This is a genomic window from Labrenzia sp. C1B70, from assembly GCF_000475395.1.
In the GTDB taxonomy this organism is placed as follows: Bacteria; Pseudomonadota; Alphaproteobacteria; order Rhizobiales; family Stappiaceae; genus Roseibium; species Roseibium algicola.
The window spans coordinates 1-20,991 of sequence record NZ_AXCE01000001.1 but is presented as its reverse complement, the minus strand read 5'-3'; the positions used below and the strand labels follow the sequence as shown (position 1 = coordinate 20,991).

Sequence of the window (20,991 nt, the reverse complement as noted above, 5' to 3'; positions counted from 1 at the left end):
GTTACGTCACATAGAGCACTTCGCCGACGGGCGCCATATCGGACAAGGTGACACCCACGGGAATAGGATTGGCATCATGACTCGGACCGCGACAAATACGCAGAACATCATACGCTTCTACCGGGCTTGTCATGTAAATTGGGCTTGATGATGTAGACGCCCACCGCTGGCTTTGATGTGGGAAGGTAGGATTTCCTCGATCCTACAGGAGGCGTCAATGTCTGAAGTACACACAATCGGTCTTGATCTTACGAAGTCTGTTTTCCAAGCCCACAGAGCTGATGAATCAGGCGCGGTTGTTTTCGCAAGCGACTGCGTCGGAAACAGGTTTTGGCTTTTTTCGCTGATCAGCCGGGCGTTGTCACGTTAACCGGCTTGCAGTTGGCAGGGTTTCGGTTGGGACGTAGATTTCGGCAATGCAGACATCAGATATCAGATATCAGTTTCAAGCGTCACCGTTTTGCGCCGCAAATTGTCGCTCACGCAGTTTGGCTTTACCTACGGTTCAATCTGAGCCTGCGTGAAGTTGAGGAAATGTTGCTTGAGCGTGGGATCGACGTTTCCTATGAGACAGTCCGTCGTTGGATCGCCAAATTCGGCCCCCAGATTGCACGAAATCTGCGAAAACGGCAGTCCCACCCTAGCGATGTTTGGTATCTGGACGAGGTCGTCGTGAAATGCGCTGGAGAAAAGTTCTGGCTCTGGCGCGCGGTCGATCAGCATGGCACCGTCCTTGAGGAAATATTACAGAAGCGCCGCGACAAAAGGGCTGCCAGGCACCTCCTGCTCCGATTGATGAAACAGCAGGGATGCCTGCCAAAGCGTATCGTCACCGACAAGCTTCGTTCCTATGGAGCGACACGACGCCAAGTCATTCCGGCAGTCGAGCATCGATCACACAAGGGTCTCAACAATCGCGCTGAGAACTCGCATCTGCCTTTGCAAAAACGAGAACGGGTTATGCAGGGATTTCGGTCGCCGGGCGGATTGCTAGGTTTCCTGTCTGTCTTCTCCGCGGTTCGAAGTCTCTTCGTTCCACCTCGCTCGAAATCCTCAGCCCTCACCGTCCATCTGCATCACATTGGCGCCATCGCACATTGGAAAGCCGTTGCAGACGTGACCGATTGATCAACGAGTGCCTGCCCAATATCACCCCAACGGATTTCATCTGACAACACCGCGCAGCCGTCAACAGAAAGAGCGCCCGATCGATTTTTTAGCTGTCCCAATATGCTGTTTCATCGAGGGTTTTTGTCGTTTCATCGATCCAAACTTGCAGTGTGTTCGACCGAAATGAAATGGATTGCGCATTGAGGCTTCGCATAACCGACCCACGCCTATGCGACTGAATTTTGCTTCCGGAGTTCCTTTAAATGATGTGCCGCATGCTGTCCGCTCGCCGTTTCCACAATCGCGACAAGCACACAGGCTGGGTTCGAGCCCATTCCGCCAAGCACGGATTGCTGGTCTCTACATCCGCGTTTGCTCTCATGTATACAATTCCTGGCCATGCCAATGACTGTACCTATCCGGTGCCCGAAACGGCGAACTGCACTATAGCAGCAGGGACCACAAGCGGTGTCTCTATCGTGCAATGGGGCTTTGCGACCGGCGGCTCGATGACACTCGAAAACGACGCGGCGCTCTCGCAGAACACTGACGCGGCGAGTTATAGTGAATACAGCAATTCCCTGTTCCTCGACTTCTTTGGCTTAAACGGCACAACCAGTGAAGGTGTCGATGCTGATGATGGGCCGTCATTAACAGTCACCAACAATGGTGACATCACAGCGACAGGAACTGCGTCACAGCAAGACACGATCACTGAAATCACGCCGGTTGACATCAATAGCACCGGCGGTAGCGGAGCGGAGCCGGACGACAACGCCACCGGAGGTTCGGGCGGCGACGGCGGCACTGTGACTATCACAAACAATGCCAGCATCATAATCGACGCTTCCGCGACGCAGGACGTCGATTCGCAACTTCGCGGCATTCGCGCGCGCAGCAACGGCGGCAACGGTGGCGACGAAAATCCAAGCTTTGTATTTGGTGATCAGTACGGCGGTCCGGCAGGTGACGGCAACACGGTCTCGGTGACAAATTCGGCGAGCGGGACCATCGCACTCGGCAGCGATGGCGTGCCCGTGTCCGGCGCAAACCTGGGCCGTGCCATTGAAGCCATAAGCGAAGGCGGCACCGGTGGCGACGACAACGGCCCGGGAGGTCAGGGCGGATCAGTCACCATAACCAACCACGGCACCGTCAACGTCTTTTACAGCGAGCGTGCAACCGGCTCCTACGGCGTTGCCGGCCTTTATGCCCGCAGCGAGGGGGGCAGCGGAACGGCGTCAGAGGATGATAGCGACAATGGTGGTGCAGGCGCGTCCTCCGGATCGGTCAGTGTCTCCAGCGACGGTTCGGTCCGTGTGGATACCTCGGTCACGGCAAATCCGATCCAGGGCGAGTCGGCGGCGATCCTTTCCGTTTCGCTCGGGGGCACTGGAGGAACTTCGTCCGACAAGTCCACGGGCGGCACCGGTGGCGCGGCCGGAACGGTTACCGCCAATCCCTCAGGCACGATCGTGACCAATGGCGACGGTGTCGCGGGGTTGATTGCTCGTTCCCAAGGTGGCGCGGGTGGTAACGGCAACGGCAATACAGACTCGACCGGTGGGCGCGGCGGTGCCGGCGGTGACATCCAGGTGAATCTTGGCGGCTCGGTCACGACTTCGGGAGATGAAGCCTATGGCGTCATGGGCCAATCCATCGGCGCGCTCGGCGGTGGCAATGCCGGGACCGGCGGTCTTGGGGGCAACGGAGGCTACCTCGGCTTTTATAGCACTTCGGGGTCGGTGACCACGACCGGCGACTTTGCCTCCGGCATCACTCTGCACTCAGTGGGCGGCGGCGGCGGGACAGGCGATAATTTCACGGGCGTGCTGGCAGGTTCCGGCGGAAACGGAGGCAACGGTGGTGATGCCGGAAAGGTGGAAATCACATCCGGCACCGCAGTCACCACGAGCGGTGACTACGCGGCGGGCATCATCGCACAGTCGATTGGCGGGTCCGGCGGTACGGGCGGAATTGGCGCGGGGCTCTTCCTGGGGCTCGGCGGTGACGGCGGTGCCGGCGGTTCGGCTGGAGAGGCGATTGTCAACAACACGGGCGTAATCGTGACCGAGGGCTATGGCTCCAACGGCATCATCGTCCAGTCGTTGAGCGGTGGCGGCGGCGTGGCTGGCGTCAACGGAGGCGTATTGTCCATTGGCGGCCAGGCAGGTGCCGGCTCCGGTGGCGAGCGCGCTTACACCACGAACAATGGCAATGTGACGACCAGCGGAGATGCGTCCGTGGGGATCGCTGTCCAGTCCATCGGCGGTGGCGGCGGCTCGGCGGCCGGTAGCGCGGGGATTTTTGTCGTCGGCGGTTCAGGGTCCGCAGGCGGCAATGGAGGCGAGGTTGAGGTCTATCATGTCGGCGGCGCGATAAACACCTCAGGCGAGTTCTCTCATGGCATCACGGCGCAATCCATCGGCGGCGGCGGCGGTAACGGCGGCAACGTGTTCGACCTGTCGGTCGGTAATCTTGGCCGGGGCGGTGTTGGCGGCTCAGGCAGTGTCGCCGGCGATGGCGGGTCGGCGTGTATCACCAATTTCTACGACACATCATTCGGCTGCTCGAATGCCCCGAGCGATGACAACTCGAAGGCACCGGTGAAGGGTTTGGCCAGTATCCTGACGACAGGAGACTTTGCAGTGGGCGCCATGGCTCAATCCATCGGTGGTGGCGGCGGTAACGGTGGCACGGCAACGGGCGTCGGCCTTGTTACCGTCGCCAATATCCAGTTGGGTGCTTCTGGGAGCGCAGGCGGCAACGGCGGTGAAACGAAGCTCTCATTCAATGGGTTTGCTGTCGAAACGCGAGGAAACAACGCCACAGGCTTGCTCAACCAGTCTATCGGTGGCGGTGGCGGCAACGGAGGCAATGCGGTTGCAATTGACGTCCTTTCTCTTCTTCCGGTGCAGGTAGGCGGCAACTCTGGCGTCGGCGGATCCGGAGGCAACGCGACTACCAGCCTCAAAGACACTTTTGTCGCCACCCGCGGAGCCAATGCGGCAGCCATTGTCAACCAGTCAATTGGTGGCGGAGGCGGAACCGGGGGATCTGCGTCGGGATATGATGGCAGCGTCGGGATCAGCATCGAGACCGCCGTTGGCGGCAGCGGTGGACCCGGCGGTGACGGCGGCACTTCCGAGGTCCGGTTGGAAGAGGCGATTGTCATCGCCACCGGCATCAATCAAGGGGCGAACGGACTGGTCCTCAATGCTTCCGCAACGGACTCGCATGGTGTGATCGCACAATCCATCGGCGGCGGCGGCGGCACCGGCGGCACTGCGACCGCGGATGCCTTTACCCTGGCCGCCCCCACCGGTGAAGACATTTCCTTCGCCGTTACGATTTCCACCGCGGTCGGCGGATCGGGCGGCGTGGGCGGCAACGGCGACTATGTAGGCGTCGGCCTCACCGGCCTGAATGAACCATCGCAGATTACTACAGGCGGTGACGGCTCCTTCGGCATCCTGGCGCAGTCTATCGGCGGCGGAGGGGGCGATGGCGGCGGCTCGTCCTCCCTCGCAGACACAATCGGCGATGCCGATACGATTTCGGTCGATGTCTCTACCAGTATCGGTGGCACCGGCGGGTCCGGCGGGAATTCCGATGTGGTTATCGTCGGCATCGATACAGGCTCCAGCGTCCAAACCTATGGAGACCACGCCAACGCAATCGTTGCACAAACCATTAGTGGTGGCGGCGGCAACGGCGGTGTCGGCAGTTCCAGCAGCAACAAAATCGGTGGCGGCTTCAATGCCACGGTGAATATCGGTCTTGGCGGCACAGGTGGAACGTCAGGTTCCAACCATAATGCCACCGTCGAGTTGGACACAGGGTCTACCGTTGCAACCTACGGCGCAAACTCACATGGGGTGGTGGCGCAGGCGATCACTGGCGGTGGCGGCACCAGCCAGGGGGGGAACATCGGTCTGTCGGCCTCCGGGGAGACCGGCGGTGACGACGACGACGACTCGTCGGATCTTTCAGCCTCCGTCACCGTCAACGTGGGGAGCACCGGAGGCAGCAGCACGACCGCAGGAACTGCCGAAGTTACCGCCCTGGGTTGGGTTTCTACAACTGGAGGCGATTCCGACGGTATCGTTATTCAATCCATCGGCGGTTCTGGTGGCATTGGTGGCTCGGCCGGTAGCGACGCCGGCGATGATGGTGACGGGGACGAAAACGACGGCGGATTCCAGGGCGGCGACGAAGAGACAAGCTACACGCTCACGGCTTCCGTCGGCGGCACAGGCGGCACAGGGGGGAATGGCGGCGGCGCCGTCCTTTCCTTCGGTGGCAACGTAACCACCAAGGGCGATTGGGCCGATGGTATCGTGATGCAATCCATTGGTGGCGGTGGCGGTACGGCCGGGACTGCCGTCGCCGCCGGCAGCGAAGCCACCGCCTCTCTCGATCTCGCTGTGGGCGGTACGGGCGGCTCAGGCGGAAACGGCGGTGAAGTTTCGGTAACCCTCACAGACACGGCTGCTTCGGTCGCGACAATGGGCTATGGCGCACACGCCATGCTCCTCCAAAGCATTGGCGGTGGGGGTGGTCACGGCGCGGACGGTTCCGATTCTGCCGATGCCCAGATTGCGGTCGGTGGCGGTATCGGTGGTAGCGGAGGTGCGACCGGCAACGGCGGCGCGGTATCTGTAAGTGGCGATTGGCTGTCGGCCAGCACGCAGGGCGATGATGCGTTTGCTCTTTTCGCCCAATCCATTGGCGGTGGCGGCGGCACCGGTGGCGCCGGCAGCAGCGAAGCGTCGGACAACGACGATAGCCACGATCTTAGGCTGTCCTTGGGTGGCGACGGCGGAGGCAGCGGCAATGGCGGCACGGTCACTATCGACACCGGCGTAACCATTAAAACTATTGGCGACCGCGCCTACGGCATCCTGGCTCAATCCATTGGCGGTGGTGGTGGCGTATCGGGCAGTGCTGACGGCGGCAGTATCAGTAGCCTGTCTCTCAACGGCACTGATGGCACGACCGGCAATGGCGCGGAGGTGTCGGTGACCCTGGACTCGGGATCCACAGTTACCACCACAGGGCGCGGAGCGCATGCCGTCATCGCACAGTCGATTGGCGGTGGTGGCGGCTTGATGGGTGATATCAGCGGGGCGTTCAACAACGACTCAATCGGAGTAAGAGACGGCGATGGTACCGGTGGCACTATCTATGTGGACGTCGATGCGGACATCACCACATCCGGCGACGGCGCCTTCGGAATTCTGGCGCAGTCCGTCGGTGGCGGTGGCGGTCTCGCCGGAGACAGCAACGGTGTTTACGCCGGCAGTAGCGCGACTTCGCCTGCGGGTGGCGACGGCACCGGCAGCGGCGGAGCCGTTACAGTCGTCCAGTCCGGTACCATATCGGCGGGCGGTGAAGGCTCGATCGGCATTTACGCCCAAAGCGCGGGTTATGCGAACACGCAGGCCATCAATGTTACGACAAACGGAACCGTAACGGGGGGAACCGGATCGAACGGCACGGCGGTCCTCACATCGGGGGGCACGACGGACAACACGGTTGAAGTGACGGAAGGTGCGCTCGTTCTTGCCGGCACCGGAGGCGACGCAATTCGACATGAAACACTCGATGACGAAGGCGTCTCTGGAGAGAGTACCCTGCTGGTGGACAACAGCGGTGTCATCGACGGATCCATCAGACTCCACGCGGATGGCGACCCGGTGGCGGGTCTGATCCAGAACAACACCGGTGGCACGCTTCGGGGCGCTACTGTCTATACCGGTACGTTGACCAACTCCGGGACGGTGGCAATCGGCGATCGGGGTAATAAAGGCACCACACGGCTCTCGGGCGATTTCACACAAAGCGAGAACGGGATCTTGCAGGTTGGCGTTGATTTTTCTGGCGCGCGGAGCGACCTGTTTTCGATTGAAGGAAATGCGACGTTTTCTGGACAACTGTCGGTGGATGCCGGCACACTTGCGCCTAATGTTGAGCTCGAAGTCGTGAATGTCGTTGGCGCTCTCAACGGATCGCTGGAAGCCGCCGACACCGCCGCCGTCGACTACAGTCTCCGCACTGAAGGCGGCTCCGTGAAGGTATCTGTGGCGGACACCCGGTTTGAAAGTGCGTTCAGTGTGTTCAACCGAAATCAACGAAACATGGGGGCTCACCTGGATGCGATCTTCGACGCCGGGAGTGGTCCTTATGGAGGGTTGCTCGCAGATTTGGATCGCTTGTCGAAAAGCGATACCAGCGGTCAGTCTTTTGCAAAAGCTCTGTCCGCTCTTGCACCTGGAGGCTCGCAGGCAGCCGCCGCAGCACAGGCTCAACTGGCCTCGGGTCGCCTCGGTAAAGTTTTGAGCTGCCCGGTGTTTGCCGGGGACACGGCAATCCTTGAGGAAGAAGCCTGTATCTGGAGCAAAGTCGGCGCCGCAGCTGTCACACAAGGCGGCAGCCCTGGCTATGATGGCAACGTCTACGGTCTGGCCGCCGGAGCTCAATTCGAGGTGCGCCCCGATTGGTTCGTTGGTTTTGCCGCAGGCTACGAGAACGCCTCCTATGACAGCAATGACGGCTTGTCCAACGTGGAAGGCGACACCGGCTTCGTCGCAGCGGCATTGAAACGGCAATGGGAAGGATGGCTGCTGGCGGGCGCGGTGTCGGCTGGCTATGGCACCTTCAACACAACTCGCCTGATCGACCTGCCCAGCTTCAGGGGAACAGCAAACGGCGATATGGATGTGACAACTGTGGCCGGCCGCATCCGGGCCGCCTACACCTTCGGCAATGAAACGGGTTATGTGCGTCCCTTCGTGGACCTCGACGTGATCAACACCTACACCAGCGGCTATGACGAGCGCGGGGCGGGAATCTATAACCTCCGGGTCGACAGTGAGAGCCAGACTACGTTCGTGGCGACACCGGCACTGGAACTGGGTGCACGTCTTGCGCTCCAGGAGGGCTGGGTCGCCCGCGGCTTTGTGCGGGGGGGCGTAAGCTTTTCCTCCGAGGACAACTGGACCACCTCGGCCGCACTCATTGAAGCGCCTGTGGGTTCCGGTACTTTCGAAGGCTCTCTTGCACTTGCAGATGTCGCTGGCCGAGTGGCAACCGGCGCGCAATTTACCCACACCTCCGGTTTCGATCTGACCGCGGAATACGAAGGTGCGTTCGGCAACGACTATTCAAGCCACAGTGGCGCGCTCAAGTTTTCCTTCAGGTTCTAGTTTGTTCGAGGCCCTTGTCGGGGATCTGGCTAACGCCCGAAAACGGTGCTTTCTCGCCAGTAAATTCATATAAACCGATTTAGTGGTTTCGGTTTTCAGCGGGAACACTGCAGGAGTGGGAAAAGGGTCATGTCGCAAAGTTTTTCTGGGTTTCTTGCCCGTGCTGGTACTACTGCCGTTTCCCAAGGGATCAAAGGCGATTTGTGGCAAATCGCTGAGGGTGAGTGGTGACACGATCTACGTAATGCACATCTTCGTCTGGGCTCAATGGCTATTTGGGGTTCCGGCGACCGCTCTGGCGGTGCTCTACATCGACCTTACAGCAGTATGGGTGCTGTCACTGCTGCTCTGGGAAGAACAGGTGAAGTTCCCGGCCTCTCCGGCTCATCAAGGGAGACTGGAAAGATGGAGGAACTCCGGATTGATACTGCTTGCGCGCGCATCATGGGAAATAACGCAAACATCATGTGAACCGGTGTGATTGTATTGATGCGTGGTTGCTTTCCGGAATTCTAGAAACGTACAATTGCCAACTCCAAAGCCGAGTGGACGAAAGGAACTGTCGCAAACGCAGTGGCCTATAGTACCGCGACCTCGAGGAAATCCTTGCCGACCACCGAGTGACTGTCGATCATGCAACGTTCAATCGCCCGGTCCGGCAATCATTCCGATGCGTAGCAGACCGCCTGGAGCTTGTTTCCATCGGGGTCGCGAACGTAGGCCGCGTAGTAATTCGGGCCGTAGTGCGGCCGCGGTCCGGGGTCTCCCTCGCTCCTGCCACCCCATTTCAGTGCTTGTTCATGGAAAGTATGAACCTGAGCCCTGGTATCGGCGACAAAAGCAACATGTGTTCCATTGCCCCACGTCGCTGGGAGACCGTTCTCCGGTGTATAGATATAGATCGTTGGCATTCGCTCATCGCGTTCGTACGCTAGAGGCTTTTCCGGCGGCTTCGGCAATCTTGAAAATCCGATTGCTCCCAACACGGCATCGTAGAATTTTGTGGACCGATCCTTGTCGTTCGTTCCCAATGTGATGTGGCTAATGACGGACACTAGGTATGGTCTCCCTCGTTTGTTTGGTAGCAAATGGAGCGGTGGCTCGGTTGGTCTGGTCGGGTCCGATTCATTAGCATATTCGCGGCGTGCAGAGGGCAGGTTTCGGGATGAGTTTGACCACGAAGTCGATCTCTTCATGAACTCGGCTTCATGTCGCTCTCAAAGACCGGCATCTGTCATTTTTTTTAATTCCTCCATAAGTGTCTATTCTTGTGCTCCCGCACTTTTCCCTTGTTCCCGCAAGATCGTGAAGACGCCGCTGGCGACGATGATCGCCGCGCCGAGGATCGTCATTGTGTCCAGACTTTCTCGCCAGATGAGCCAGCCAAAAAGCGTAGCCCAGAGAAGACCGGTATAATCGAGCGGTGCAACGAGGACCGCCGGAGCCTGGCGAAAGGCCTGTGTCATCATCGTCATGCCCGCCGTACCGAAGAAGGCAAGCGCCATGAAGAGCCAGACATCTTCAGCGCGAACCGGGACCCAGACGAACGGAGCGATGAGCGAGCTGACAAGCGCCCCCGACCCTGTCAGGTAAAGCAGAAGTGTCCACACATTCTCTCTTGGATCGACCCAGCGGGCGCTGAGCATAAGCACCGCATAGACAAGAGCCGTAGCTACAGGCAGCAGGGTGATCAATTGAAATGTTGCCCCACCCGGTCGGACGATGATGAGCACTCCAACGAAACCGAACAGGACAACAAGCCAGCGTGACCTGCCAACCTTTTCCCCCAGAAAAAGGGCCGAGATCAGCGTAATAAAGAAAGGGGCGATAAAGATCAGCGCCGTGGCCTCCGCCAGACCGAGATGCTTGAAGCTTGTGAAGAACATCATCGTAGCACCGACCCAGAGTGCGCCGCGCAGCAGGTGCGCAGCAGGTCGATGCGAGCGCAAGACCGAGGGGCCGCCCAACAAAAGGGACAGGGCCAGGGTGAACGGCAACGCGATGACATTCCGCAGAAACAGGATCTGGAGGGGCGAATAGCCTGCAGTCAAGGTCTTCGCCAAAGCATCATTGGCGCTCAGGCAGGCAACACCGACACACATCAGGATGATACCTCCTGCATCGGTTCGAGGCGATCGGAAAGTCCCGATCTTCATGAGGAACTCCCAGACATCTATTGTCACTTGACGAAAAAGGCACGGTACGATTTCGCACTAGAAAATCGAGGGCGTGAAGGCGATCAGGAAATACACAGCGATGAGGACCAACAGATAAGGCACGACGGCGCGCGCAATCTTTTCAATCGGGATGTTCGCGGTCGTCGATGCAACAAACAGATTCACCGCGACCGGGGGCGTCACCATCCCGATCGCTAGCCCAACGACAATGATGATCCCGAAATGTACGGTGTCGATACCCAGTTGAGTGGCTAGGGGCAGAAGCATGGGCGTCAGAATGATCAGAGCACTGGCGGTTTCCAGGATGACGCCCGTGACGAGAATCAGCAGCATGATCAAGAAAAGCAAAACGTAGAAATTGTCAGACAGGTCCAGTGCCAAGGAGGCGATTGTATCGGGGACTTGCCAGCTTGCCAGGATCCAGCTCAAGACAGACGAGGCGGATATGACAAACATGATGACAGCGGTGGTCACGCCGGCGCGCAGGACGATCATGTAAAAGCTACGCAGAGTTAGATCCCGATAGATGAAGGATGAAACGAAGATCGCATAGTTCACCGCCACGACGGCAGCCTCGCTGGGCGTGAAGATGCCAGAGAAGATCCCGCCGAGAATGATCAGCGGTGCCATTAGGCCCCAACTTGCGGACACGAGCGTGCGGCCTATAGTCGAAAGAGAAAGTTCGGCGCCACGGGGATAGGCGCGTCTGTGTCCCTGAAAAAGCGCAACGACAATCAGCCCCGCGCCCATTGCCAATCCGGGCAAAAAACCGTTGAAGAAGAGTTTCGCGACGGACTCCTGTGCGATCACAGCGTAAATGATGATCGGAACCGATGGGGGGATGACCACACCAATTGTGCCTGAAGCAGCGATCAGCGATGCTGCCGATGCAGGGTCGTACCCCTTACGCTTGAGTTCCGGTACAAGGCTTGCTCCCACCGCAGCCGTTGTGGCAGCTCCTGAACCGGAGATCGCGGCAAAGAAAATACCCGCCAAAACCGAGACCACCGACAGCCCACCCTTGACGAAGCCGAAGAGGCTGTCGGCAAAGGCCACCAGGCGGCGCGAAATCTCGCCCTGCGCCATGATGTCCCCAGTCAGGATGAACATTGGAACAGCGACGAGCGCGAAGCTGTTGATGCCGGAGAACATTTGTTGAGGCACCACCATCAACGGCACATTACCCGCGTACAGCGTGGCCGATGCCGCCGCACCGATGACGATGGCAATAGGCAGACCCATAATCAGAAACAGAACAAATAGGAGGGCGAGCAGAAAGATCATTCCATCGCCTCCGGGGCGGCGTGCCTGCGTGTTTCGCCGCCCCTCAGAAGGCGGAACAGGTCAAGAGCAGACAGTGCCGCCATGAGAACGGCACAGACCGGCATGACAGCATAGACCAGGCCCATGGATATCCGCAGGGACGGTGATTTCTGGAAACTTTGGAGGCCCATGTAATGCCACCCAACCATCGCCAACATGACAAGGAAGGCGATAACTACGAGCAAACCAGTACAGGTGACCGCCCGGCGCAGACCGGACGGAAGACTGTCACAGAGCAAAGTGACTGCGATATGGCGGCCCTGCTGATAGGCTAGAGCCGCACCCAGGAAGGTAATCCAGATCAACAGGAAACGCGCGACTTCCTCGGTCCAACTTACGGATGTGAAAAATACGCGGGAAACGATTTGCACGCTTATCACACCGATTAGTGCAATCATTCCCGCGAACACAACAGGACCAAGCACCGCGCCGATCACCCTGTCGATCTGCTTCAGCAGTCTGAACATGATTACCGAAGCTCTTCCTGAATGCGTCCCAGATAACCGCGGAACGCCTCGCCATATTTCTCGTAGACTGGGGCTACCTTTTCGGAAAACGCAGTCAAGTCTACGTCGTCAACGATCTCCATACCGGCTTCACTCAGGGCTTGAAGCTGCCTTTGCTCCATATTTGCGTTGAGCCCGCGCTCGAACTCTGCGGCCTGCTGGGCCGCCTCCGCCACAATCTTCTGCTCCTCCGGTGACAGTCTCTGCCAGACAGGCATTCCAATCACGAAAACTGCGGGTGCATAAGTGTGGCGGGTCATTGTCATGTGCGTCTGGGTCTCGTTAAGCTTGAACGAATGCACAACTCCAACCGGGTTTTCCTGTCCGTCGATCGTACCCTGCTGCATGGCTGTAAGAGCTTCGGTCCATGCCATGGGGATGGCATCGGCACCCAGTTCACGGAACGTGTCAATGTAGACCGGGTTCTCCATGACACGGATTTTCAGCCCCACGACGTCGTCTGGACTTTTTATTGGGCGAACCGAATTGGTTAGGTTGCGAAATCCGCGTTCGGCGTAGGCGAGTCCCTTGAGATTCACCTCCGAAAGTCGCTCCAGCAATTCCTGTCCGATCGGCCCGTCCAGAACCTCGTAGGCGGTTTCAGCGGAGGGAAAGAGGAACGGCAGCTCGAACACCGCCATTTCTTCAAGAAAATTCGACACCGGGCCGTTGGTTATCACGCCCATGTCTACCGTTCCGATCTGCATACCTTCCAACAGAGTGCGCTCGTCACCTAACGAGGCGTTGGGAAAGATCTTGACGGAAATCGCGCCGTCAGAACGTTCCGCCACCAGTTCCTGAAAGCGTGTGGCGGCGGCATGAAAGCCATCCTGCTCATTCACCACGTGCGCCAGGCGCAAATTAACAGGTTCGATATCTGCAAGCGCCGGAGACACCAGTCCAAAGACAACAGCCCCTGCAACAGCAAGCATCGAGCGTCGGAAAATAGTCATGAACTCCTCCATTTTTCATGAGCGGCCACAAGACAATGAATGGATATGCGCCGCGAGGGCTCCTCCTGCCCTAGTTACAAGCGTATGCAAGAAATCGGGACTTCTTCTTGCTTTTTCTCCGCTTTATCGCTTGAATTCGGCATGAAGTAGCGAAGAACTGACGTATTGGGAGATGTGTTATGCACGAGATTGATGAGGTTGATCGACGAATTCTGCGGGTGATGCAATCAGACGGATCGCTCTCGGTGACTGAGGTCGCAGACCGCGTCGGACTTTCTCAATCCCCATGTTCACGACGTGTCTCCAGGCTCGTGGAAAACGGCATCATTCTGGGTAGAACGGTTGTCCTCGACCGAAAGAAGCTGGGCTTTAATGCGATCATTCTCGTGCGGATCAAACTGACATCACATGGCCGGAAGTCCTTCGAGGAATTCCAGAAAACCGTGCTGCGAATCCCCGAAGTTCAGGTCGTCCAGCTGATGCTTGGTGAGTATGACTTCAATGTGCGCGTAGTCGTGCGAGACATGGACCACTTTCACGCGCTTCTGCGAGATCAGCTAGTTCTGTTGCCTGGAGTTCAGGAGCTTCAGAGCTCCGTTCTCCTCGATGAGCTGAAATACACAACACAACTTCCATTATGAGAATTTGCTCCCTGAGAAGGGGCTGAAGTGGTCCCAAGTTCCGGACAGGTTGGTAAGGTGTATCCCAATGATTTGAAGGGATACGAGAATGGCGAAAAGCCGGAACTTTTCGGACGCGTTTGAGGCTTAGCGCGGTGACAAGAAGATCCTGGAGATCGCAGCCAAGTATCAGGTACACCCGAAACAGGTGAGCACGTGGAAACGTCAGGCTGTCGAAGGCATGGCGGATGTGTTCGCCCGCGGAGGCAACTCCGAGGGATCGACGGAAGCGGAGGTCAAGGAATTGCACGTCAAGATTGGGAGGCTGACCGTCGAGAACGATTTTTTAGCGCAAGGGCTCAAGAAGTGAGCCCGGCAAAGAAAAAAGCGATGATCCTCCGGGACCATCCGGCTCTGAGCATCAGTCAGCACTGCAAAATGGTGAAGCTGAGCCGGTCGGCGTTCTACTCCATGCCAGTCGGGGTCAGCGCGGCAACGCTGGAGTTGATGAAGGCCATCGACCGAGCCTTCACCAAATATCCGTTCTTCGGAAGACGGCAGATCGCTGCCTACCTCGGCCGGGACGGTATCGTGGTCGGCCGCCATCGGGTTCGCCGTCTGATGGCGAAGATGGGACTGGAAGCAATCTACAAACGGCCGAGAACCAGCTAGCCGCATCCGCAGCAAAAGGTTTATCCCTATCTGCTGCAGGGCATGACTATCAAAAGGCCAAACCAGGTTTGGTGTTCGGACATCACGTTCATTCCTGTGAAACACGGTTTTCTGTATCTGGTTGTGATTATGGATTGGGCGACACGGAAAGTGCTGAGCTGGCGGCTGCCGAACACGATGCACGCAGACGTCTGCGTTGAAGCCTTGAACGTGGCCATCGTCCGGTTCGGACCGCCGGAGATCATGAATACCGACCAGGGATCACAGTTCACCGGGTCGACCTGGATCAGCACGCTGACCGCAGCTGGCATACGCATCTCGATGGATGAGCGCGGCCGGTGCATGAACAACATCTTCATCGAAGGGCTGTGGCTATCCTTGAAGCAGGAAGCGGTTTATCTGGAAGACCTGACCGACGGCTACAAGGCACATCGCGTTATCCGGGACTGGATGATCTTCTACAACACCGACCGGCCTCATTCAGCCCTTGAGCACAAATCTCCCAAAGAGGCATATTGGGCTGACAGGAACCTGAAATTGGCGGCATGAAAACCAACCCGGATACACCTTAATTTAGCCGCTGACCTGTCCAGAAAACCGGGACCACTTCAATCGGGCGAGACGCGCAACGCTGCCCAGCGACCCAGACCGCATCAACCGTATGATCATTCCTTATATTGAAAACAGCGCCTGCAAATGGGTTTGCGCCTGAAGACCAGATGGTTTGGAGCCAAGGCCTGATGTGCGGCTGCAGTCATTCGAGGACTTGACGAAGGCATGTTCGCTTGCAAAATGTGCGGCTTCACTGTCTTTTCAAGACGAGATGAGAGCACGGTTTCCTAAGGAAAATCGCATTTCCGAACCACTCGGCAGAAAAGCCTCCCTAGAGGCAGTTTGAGAGCGTACGTTAGCGGTATGTACCAGACAGCACACGTCAAGGACCCTGCAGAGCAGGCGCGCCTTCAACCATGGGTGCAAATGGAATGCTATCAGCTTAGCCACTCCCGCCAGGTTTCGCAAGTTGAGTGTTTGGAGCTGGGAAGTCAGAAGATTTGCCGGGAGCGCCAGGATGCCTCAATCCAGAAGTTGGGAATTGCCCCAGCAGACTTCTGCACCCTTTCCATTTCGAGGTGCGGGCCGGCTGTTCGCTTTTCAGAACAGCAATGTGAAACCGGTGATACAGTCTATTTCATGCCGGGTAATGTCGAATTCGACGTTTATGTGCCAGCAGGTGTCGAGACGATCTATGTGGGTTTCAACCAGGATGAATTCCTACAAGGAATCCGAGCCCTTAATCCGGCACTGTGGGAGGTCCCGCCGCAGGATGTAGTGCCGTTGGCGACCGGCTGCCATCATACCTTCAGGGAAACGATTGACCACTGTTTGACAGCGGCACGTGATGCACGCCAACGAGGCCAAATGCTGCATATGCCCGTTCTGCGTAGCCTTTTGGTAGAATCGGTTTCGTTGATCGCCGCAGCTACGCCCCGTGGGCGCATGCCCTCATACTCGAACCGTAGACGTGCCCTGCGGATCGGGCGCGCGGCCCGGCGTTTTGCTGAAGACCAGATTATGGCTGACGAACTGCCGACTGTAACAGATATCTGCAAGGAGCTCAGGGTATCTGAGCGGACCCTGCAATATTCCTTTCGCGAGTATATCGGCCTGTCGCCGATTGCCTATCTGCGCGCCTTGCGGTTGAACCGTGTGCGGGCAGAGTTGGCGAACGCTGACCCGCAAAGCACTACCGTAACTCAAGTTGCCATGCGGTACGGCTTTGTGCATCTGGGTCGCTTTGCTGGGGACTACAAGCGTATGTTCGGCGTTACACCTTCTGAAACCTTCAATTCTTGACACTATTGTCTGTTCCGTCAACGGTGCCGACCTCGCCCCTCATTGCGGAAATCGGATAGCCCGCCGAGTCTCATACACTTACTCTATGCAGTCAGCTATCATTATGGAAGCGCCTACTTTTATGCGGATGACCCGATGCAGGAAACTTTGGGGTCTTCACGCGCACCTTTAGGACTTGGCTTTGTTTGAGCATTTGCAATTACGGCACCTGCGAAGCAGTGGGTATTCCGTACGACACTTAGATTTAGCATCGTGGACGTTTGTTCTTTTTGTATCTGGTGCACCCATGCCTGCTATTGCTCAGGCGATAGCCGGGGCGAACGGCACCGACGGGACGTCAGTCGGCCTCAATGACACCGTCGTGCGCACCAGCACGACGACCGGTCTCAATGGCAGCGTGACGGATTTGACCACTCTGTCCGGGATCAACAACGGAGACCAGATTCGGGTCAGCGTGAATGGTGCTTTCGTTGCCAATGTCTCGGTCAATACCGGCGATACACTCCAAAGCCTTGCGGCAAAGCTTACCGCGCTAAACGGCGTCCAGGCTACAGCGACGGCCACCGGCACAAATGACACGATCAGCATCACGCCGGAGGACGTCAACACGCGCATTCAACTCGCCAATGTGACCGGTACCCCTGTGTCGGCCACGGGCGTCACAATCCCCGGGTTTCCAGGAACGATTACCGCCAATACGACGCCGGGCGGGGATGGTACCGATGGTGGTGCCGCGCAGTATTCCGGCCCGGTGATCGCGGTGTTCGGCGCCACCAGCTACACTGGCGGCGCGGGCGGTGCCGGGGGGACCACCGCCTACAACCTGGCTGCGACCGATGGCGGTGACGCTGGCGATGGCGGTGACGGCTTTCTGATCAATTCAGCAATTACACGCGCTGAACTCTCGAGCAATGCGACGACGATCACCGGCGGAAATGGCGGCGCCGGTGGCGCCGGGAGCGGTGGCGGCAATAACGGGACGGATGGCGCCGGCGGTATAGGCATCCATTTAGTGGGCGCGGGGCTAGGGGCTGTAGAGATCGTAAATCGCGGCACCATTTCCGGCGGGCTGAGCGGCGACGGCGCCACCCGAAACTACGCCATTATGATGGAAAATGCGGGCAACACGTTACAGATGCTGACCGGCAGCAGCCTGGTTGGCGATGTGAATCTGGGGACGTCGAACGGTACGCTTGTGCTTGACGGACACGGAACGGAAGACGCCAATTTCACAGGTGTCGGCACACTCACGGCGAATGACGCTTCGACTTGGACGCTGACCGGCAACATCAACCCGAATGTCGGCGGCATCAATGTCAACACGGTGGGCAGCAGCACCCTGACCGTCGCTGGCACGTTGAGCGGCACGGCGCTGACGAAAACCGGCGACGGTCGCCTTGTCATCAACGGCACCGCCGGCACCGTCAACTTCAACGGCGGCACGCTGAGCGGCTCAGGCACTGTCGGCAATCTGACCGCCAATACCGGCAGCACGGTTGCGCCGGGCAATTCCATCGGCACGCTGAACGTTGCGGGCAATGCCGGGTTTGCCAATGGCTCGGTATATGCCGTTGAGGTAGACAAAAACGGCAATGCCGACAGGCTGGCGGCCACGGGCACTGTGACCATTGACAATGGGGCAACCGTCACCGTCACAGCAGAAAACGGCACTGATGAGGGCTCTAATTATGCCGCTTCCACTGTCTACACAATAATCACTGCGGGCACAGGAGTGACTGGCACATTTGGCTCCGTCAGCGAAAACTTCGCCTTCCTTGATGCTGCGCTTGGGTATACTGCCAACAGTGTTACGCTGACGCTTACTCGCAATGCTTCGGGCTTTGCCTCGGCAGCCAGAACGGCAAACCAACGCGCCACGGGCAACGGTCTGAGTAGACTCAACCCGGGAAACTCCGTTTACGATTCAGTTGTGGTACTCAACCAAGCCGATGCCAGACCTGCCTTTGATAGCCTGTCCGGCGAGATACATGCTTCCGCGGCCGGACTGTTTCTTCGTGAGAGCCGTTCAGTCCATGCCGCTGCAAACAACCGTTTGAGCCAACTCCCTGGAGGCCTGCCAATTGAAAATGACCCAACATCCAGGGCGACGGAGCAGGCTGGCGGTCCGGGGGCTGCTGTATGGGGCCACGCCCATGGCTATTGGGCCAGGTCTGGCGGCAATGGCAATGCCGCCACCATGACCTATAACGCTGGAGGCTTTCTAACAGGGGCGGATGGTGAGATAGCCCCAAATTGGAACGGTGGGCTAATAGCCGGTTATGGCGTAACCAGTTTTAATGTCGGGGCACGCAATTCTTCCGGCGAAGCCCAAAGCTATACATTCGGCGCTTATGCCGGCGGCCCGCTCGGAAGCCTCGATCTGCGCATGGGTGGCAGTTACACATTTCATGATATTTCGGTCAGCCGCACCACTAATGCGGGGGCGCTACGCGACACTCTGAGCGCAGACTATTCGGCTTCAACCACACAGTTCTTTGGCGAAGCAGGCCAGACCGTGGATACAACTGCAGCACGTTTCGAACCCACCGTTGGGTTTGCGCTCCTCCAACAACGCACCTCAGCGTTCACCGAGACCGGCGGCAATGCGGCGCTTTCGGGAACTGCGGCATCACAGACTCTTGGGGTTACGACCTTGGGGCTTCGCGCCGAACGGCAGCTGGCCGCCGACAGCCGTTACAATGCCACACTTGGGGGCTCGGTTGCCTGGTCCCATATCATTGGCGATCCCGAGCCGGCCGCTACTATGCGCTTTGCGTCGGGCAGCGACTTCACAGTTACAGGAGTGCCACTTGATCGCGATGTCGCACTCGTCGAAGCTGGGCTTAAGCTCGACTTTTTAAACGGCGCCAACCTCAATCTCAATTACCAGGCTGAGCTGGGTACCAATACGCAGGTTCATGGTGCGGCCGCCAGGTTTTCGCTTGTGTTCTGATTCTCGACCGCGCCGAATACCTGCGCAGGAACATCCCTCGGTATTTTGCTGAAGATCGACCAAATCGGACGCGGACCGTCAGCTGAAGTTCTAGGCTTCAGACTCATAACCAGTAGCATACGGTTGCCGCGAGGCAGAGGGACGACAGAAAGTTTCTGGCGTTGCGATCATAGCGTGTGACGATCCCGCGGAACTCTTTGAGCCTGCCGAACATCCTCTCGATGACGTTTTTGTCCTTGTAAAGGTATGGCGAGAAACAATTTTTCCATTTCCGCGTTTTGCGGGGTGGTATGTTTGGCAGTGAGCCACGCGCTTCGACGGTTCGGCGGATACTCTCACTGTTGTAACCTTTGTCTCCATGCAGAACGCCATTTGCCGGCACGAATCGCAAGAGTGCCTCTGCTCCGGTGAAATCCAATACGTTGGCTCCCGTCAGGTGGAAAGGCGATTGGCCGTCCCCTGTTGTCGCTCAGGGCGTGGATTTTGGTTCCCGGACCACCACGAGCTCGGCCCAGGGCATGGGCTTAAGCCCCCCTTTGCCGCCATGGGCAACCCGATGCGCCCGAACGGCTGTACTGTCGATCATCACTTCCAGAAAAGGACCGCCGGTTTGGGACAGTGTGTCGAAGAGCCCTGTCCAGACGCCTTTCTCCGACCAGCGAACTGATGTGCTCCCGTTAAACACCCCCGATATGGGTTAGAGTTTTCCGCGACGATTTTCCTTGCTGCGAAGGAGCGGAATTGATGAAGGCATCGAAGTTTTCGGGGATCAGAGCAAATCCGTTTAGGCTGTCTCCGGTCACGCCCCAGGTACGACTGACACCGATGCCTGCAAGGATTTCCGCGAGATAGTCGGCACATGTAAAACTACTCATCACTGTTCTTCAAGTTGGGCATCCATGTTTGTTGGATTTTCGAATGGACGATCGCAGGACTTTAACCTGTTTTCTAGCTACCACAGCTGTGAGCTGTGGAGCTTTACGAAGTCACCTATCGAGTCCAATTTTTTGCAAGTTTGCAATGCGCAATTTAGAGTCTATAGCTCCAATTCAGTTCATGAATTGTTTGTGAAATTTCCCTTTGAACGGGAGGCTTCATATTCGTCCAATTGTTCGCCCGACAGAAAGCCATAGTGGAAATGATATGCGTTGAGTTCGCACTCTCTGTATTGATTGAGCTGTTCTAGATCCTCGACGCGGTTACGATATCTTGAGATCTCTTCATTCCGGCCCTTGATCAGAACGTAGGCGAGGCCGACAACAATAAACAATCCGGTTAGTGTCACTTCCATCGAGTACAGCTCCTGATGGTCGATACGAAGAGTTTTAACCGTTTCGCCGGAAGTTGAGTAGCCCTCAATCATGTCGAATTCCTGATATTCGCTTGGACCTTCTCTTACTGGCAAGATGGTGATGATCTCTATGTTGGCGATCCAGTTTATGTTGCATTCATCAAGGTAGCAGGTGACCTCTCATAAATTAACTCGGTAACCTCATGAACGCACTTGTTCCAAGGCTTGGCCCTCAAGGCCATGTCGAACCCAATAGGCACCCTTCTATCGGTGTTCAGATTCTGAACACCTGAGGCGTACCTCTGTAAGCGGCGGCTGTCCCCC

The 20,991-nt window shown here is 57.7% G+C and carries 12 protein-coding genes and 3 pseudogenes; 7 read left to right on the top strand and 8 right to left on the bottom strand.

From position 1 onward, the window contains the following. Positions 1-217: 217 nt before the first annotated feature. From Q666_RS66505 to Q666_RS34490, 3 genes and pseudogenes are all read left to right on the top strand, one after another. A pseudogene (locus tag Q666_RS66505) lies at positions 218-345 on the top strand (IS110 family transposase); the annotation flags it as partial. A gap of 84 nt (positions 346-429) precedes the next feature. Continuing rightward, positions 430-1,128 carry an IS6 family transposase gene (locus Q666_RS34495; protein ID WP_031284921.1) on the top strand — a complete coding sequence of 233 codons (699 nt, stop codon included), beginning with the start codon at positions 430-432 and terminating at the stop codon, positions 1,126-1,128. 245 nt (positions 1,129-1,373) lie between these two features. Beyond that, the gene (locus Q666_RS34490) at positions 1,374-8,318 is read left to right on the top strand and encodes an autotransporter outer membrane beta-barrel domain-containing protein (protein ID WP_051990039.1); all 6,945 of its coding nucleotides are present in this window, start codon (positions 1,374-1,376) and stop codon (positions 8,316-8,318) included. A gap of 662 nt (positions 8,319-8,980) precedes the next feature. On the opposite strand, the gene Q666_RS34480 is transcribed toward Q666_RS34490, so the two are convergent. The 5 genes from Q666_RS34480 to Q666_RS34460 form a co-directional block, all read right to left on the bottom strand. Further along, a complete protein-coding gene (locus Q666_RS34480; RefSeq protein ID WP_200863765.1) occupies positions 8,981-9,514 on the bottom strand; it encodes a VOC family protein in 534 nt (177 codons plus the stop codon). Positions 9,515-9,580: 66 nt separating this feature from the next. Continuing rightward, the gene (locus Q666_RS34475; protein WP_022999869.1) at positions 9,581-10,474 is read right to left on the bottom strand and encodes a DMT family transporter; all 894 of its coding nucleotides are present in this window, start codon (positions 10,472-10,474) and stop codon (positions 9,581-9,583) included. A 57-nt stretch (positions 10,475-10,531) separates the two neighbouring features. After that, complete coding sequence (locus Q666_RS34470; protein ID WP_022999870.1) at positions 10,532-11,779, bottom strand: TRAP transporter large permease; 1,248 nt, start codon at positions 11,777-11,779, stop codon at positions 10,532-10,534. After that, positions 11,776-12,285: a TRAP transporter small permease gene (locus tag Q666_RS34465; RefSeq protein ID WP_022999871.1), complete on the bottom strand. Its 510-nt coding sequence runs from the start codon at positions 12,283-12,285 to the stop codon at positions 11,776-11,778. Before Q666_RS34465 ends, Q666_RS34470 begins: the two co-directional genes overlap by 4 nt. A gap of 2 nt (positions 12,286-12,287) precedes the next feature. Further along, positions 12,288-13,289 carry a TRAP transporter substrate-binding protein gene (locus Q666_RS34460; RefSeq protein WP_200863766.1) on the bottom strand — a complete coding sequence of 334 codons (1,002 nt, stop codon included), beginning with the start codon at positions 13,287-13,289 and terminating at the stop codon, positions 12,288-12,290. 167 nt (positions 13,290-13,456) lie between these two features. Between Q666_RS34460 and Q666_RS0132620 the strand changes: the two genes are divergently transcribed. The 4 genes and pseudogenes from Q666_RS0132620 to Q666_RS64620 all read left to right on the top strand — a co-directional run bounded on the left by Q666_RS0132620 (position 13,457) and on the right by Q666_RS64620 (position 19,376). After that, entirely contained in the window at positions 13,457-13,918 is a 462-nt protein-coding gene (locus tag Q666_RS0132620; protein WP_031268937.1) for an Lrp/AsnC family transcriptional regulator, read from the top strand. 88 nt (positions 13,919-14,006) lie between these two features. Next, positions 14,007-15,118: pseudogene (locus Q666_RS34450) on the top strand (IS3 family transposase). A 366-nt stretch (positions 15,119-15,484) separates the two neighbouring features. Then, positions 15,485-16,423 (top strand): helix-turn-helix domain-containing protein, encoded by a 939-nt coding sequence (locus tag Q666_RS64625; RefSeq protein ID WP_022999877.1) that lies wholly within the window; start codon positions 15,485-15,487, stop codon positions 16,421-16,423. Positions 16,424-16,709: 286 nt separating this feature from the next. After that, on the top strand, positions 16,710-19,376 hold the full coding sequence (locus Q666_RS64620) for an autotransporter domain-containing protein (protein WP_022999878.1): 2,667 nt from the start codon (positions 16,710-16,712) through the stop codon (positions 19,374-19,376). 103 nt (positions 19,377-19,479) lie between these two features. Here Q666_RS64620 and Q666_RS66645 read toward each other — a convergent pair. From Q666_RS66645 to Q666_RS34440, 3 genes and pseudogenes are all read right to left on the bottom strand, one after another. Further along, positions 19,480-20,040, bottom strand: a pseudogene (locus Q666_RS66645) (IS5 family transposase); the annotation flags it as partial. Between the two features lie 13 nt (positions 20,041-20,053). Beyond that, positions 20,054-20,251: a hypothetical protein gene (locus tag Q666_RS66340; protein WP_152533241.1), complete on the bottom strand. Its 198-nt coding sequence runs from the start codon at positions 20,249-20,251 to the stop codon at positions 20,054-20,056. A 179-nt stretch (positions 20,252-20,430) separates the two neighbouring features. Then, positions 20,431-20,739: a hypothetical protein gene (locus tag Q666_RS34440; protein WP_022999879.1), complete on the bottom strand. Its 309-nt coding sequence runs from the start codon at positions 20,737-20,739 to the stop codon at positions 20,431-20,433. Positions 20,740-20,991: the final 252 nt, after the last annotated feature.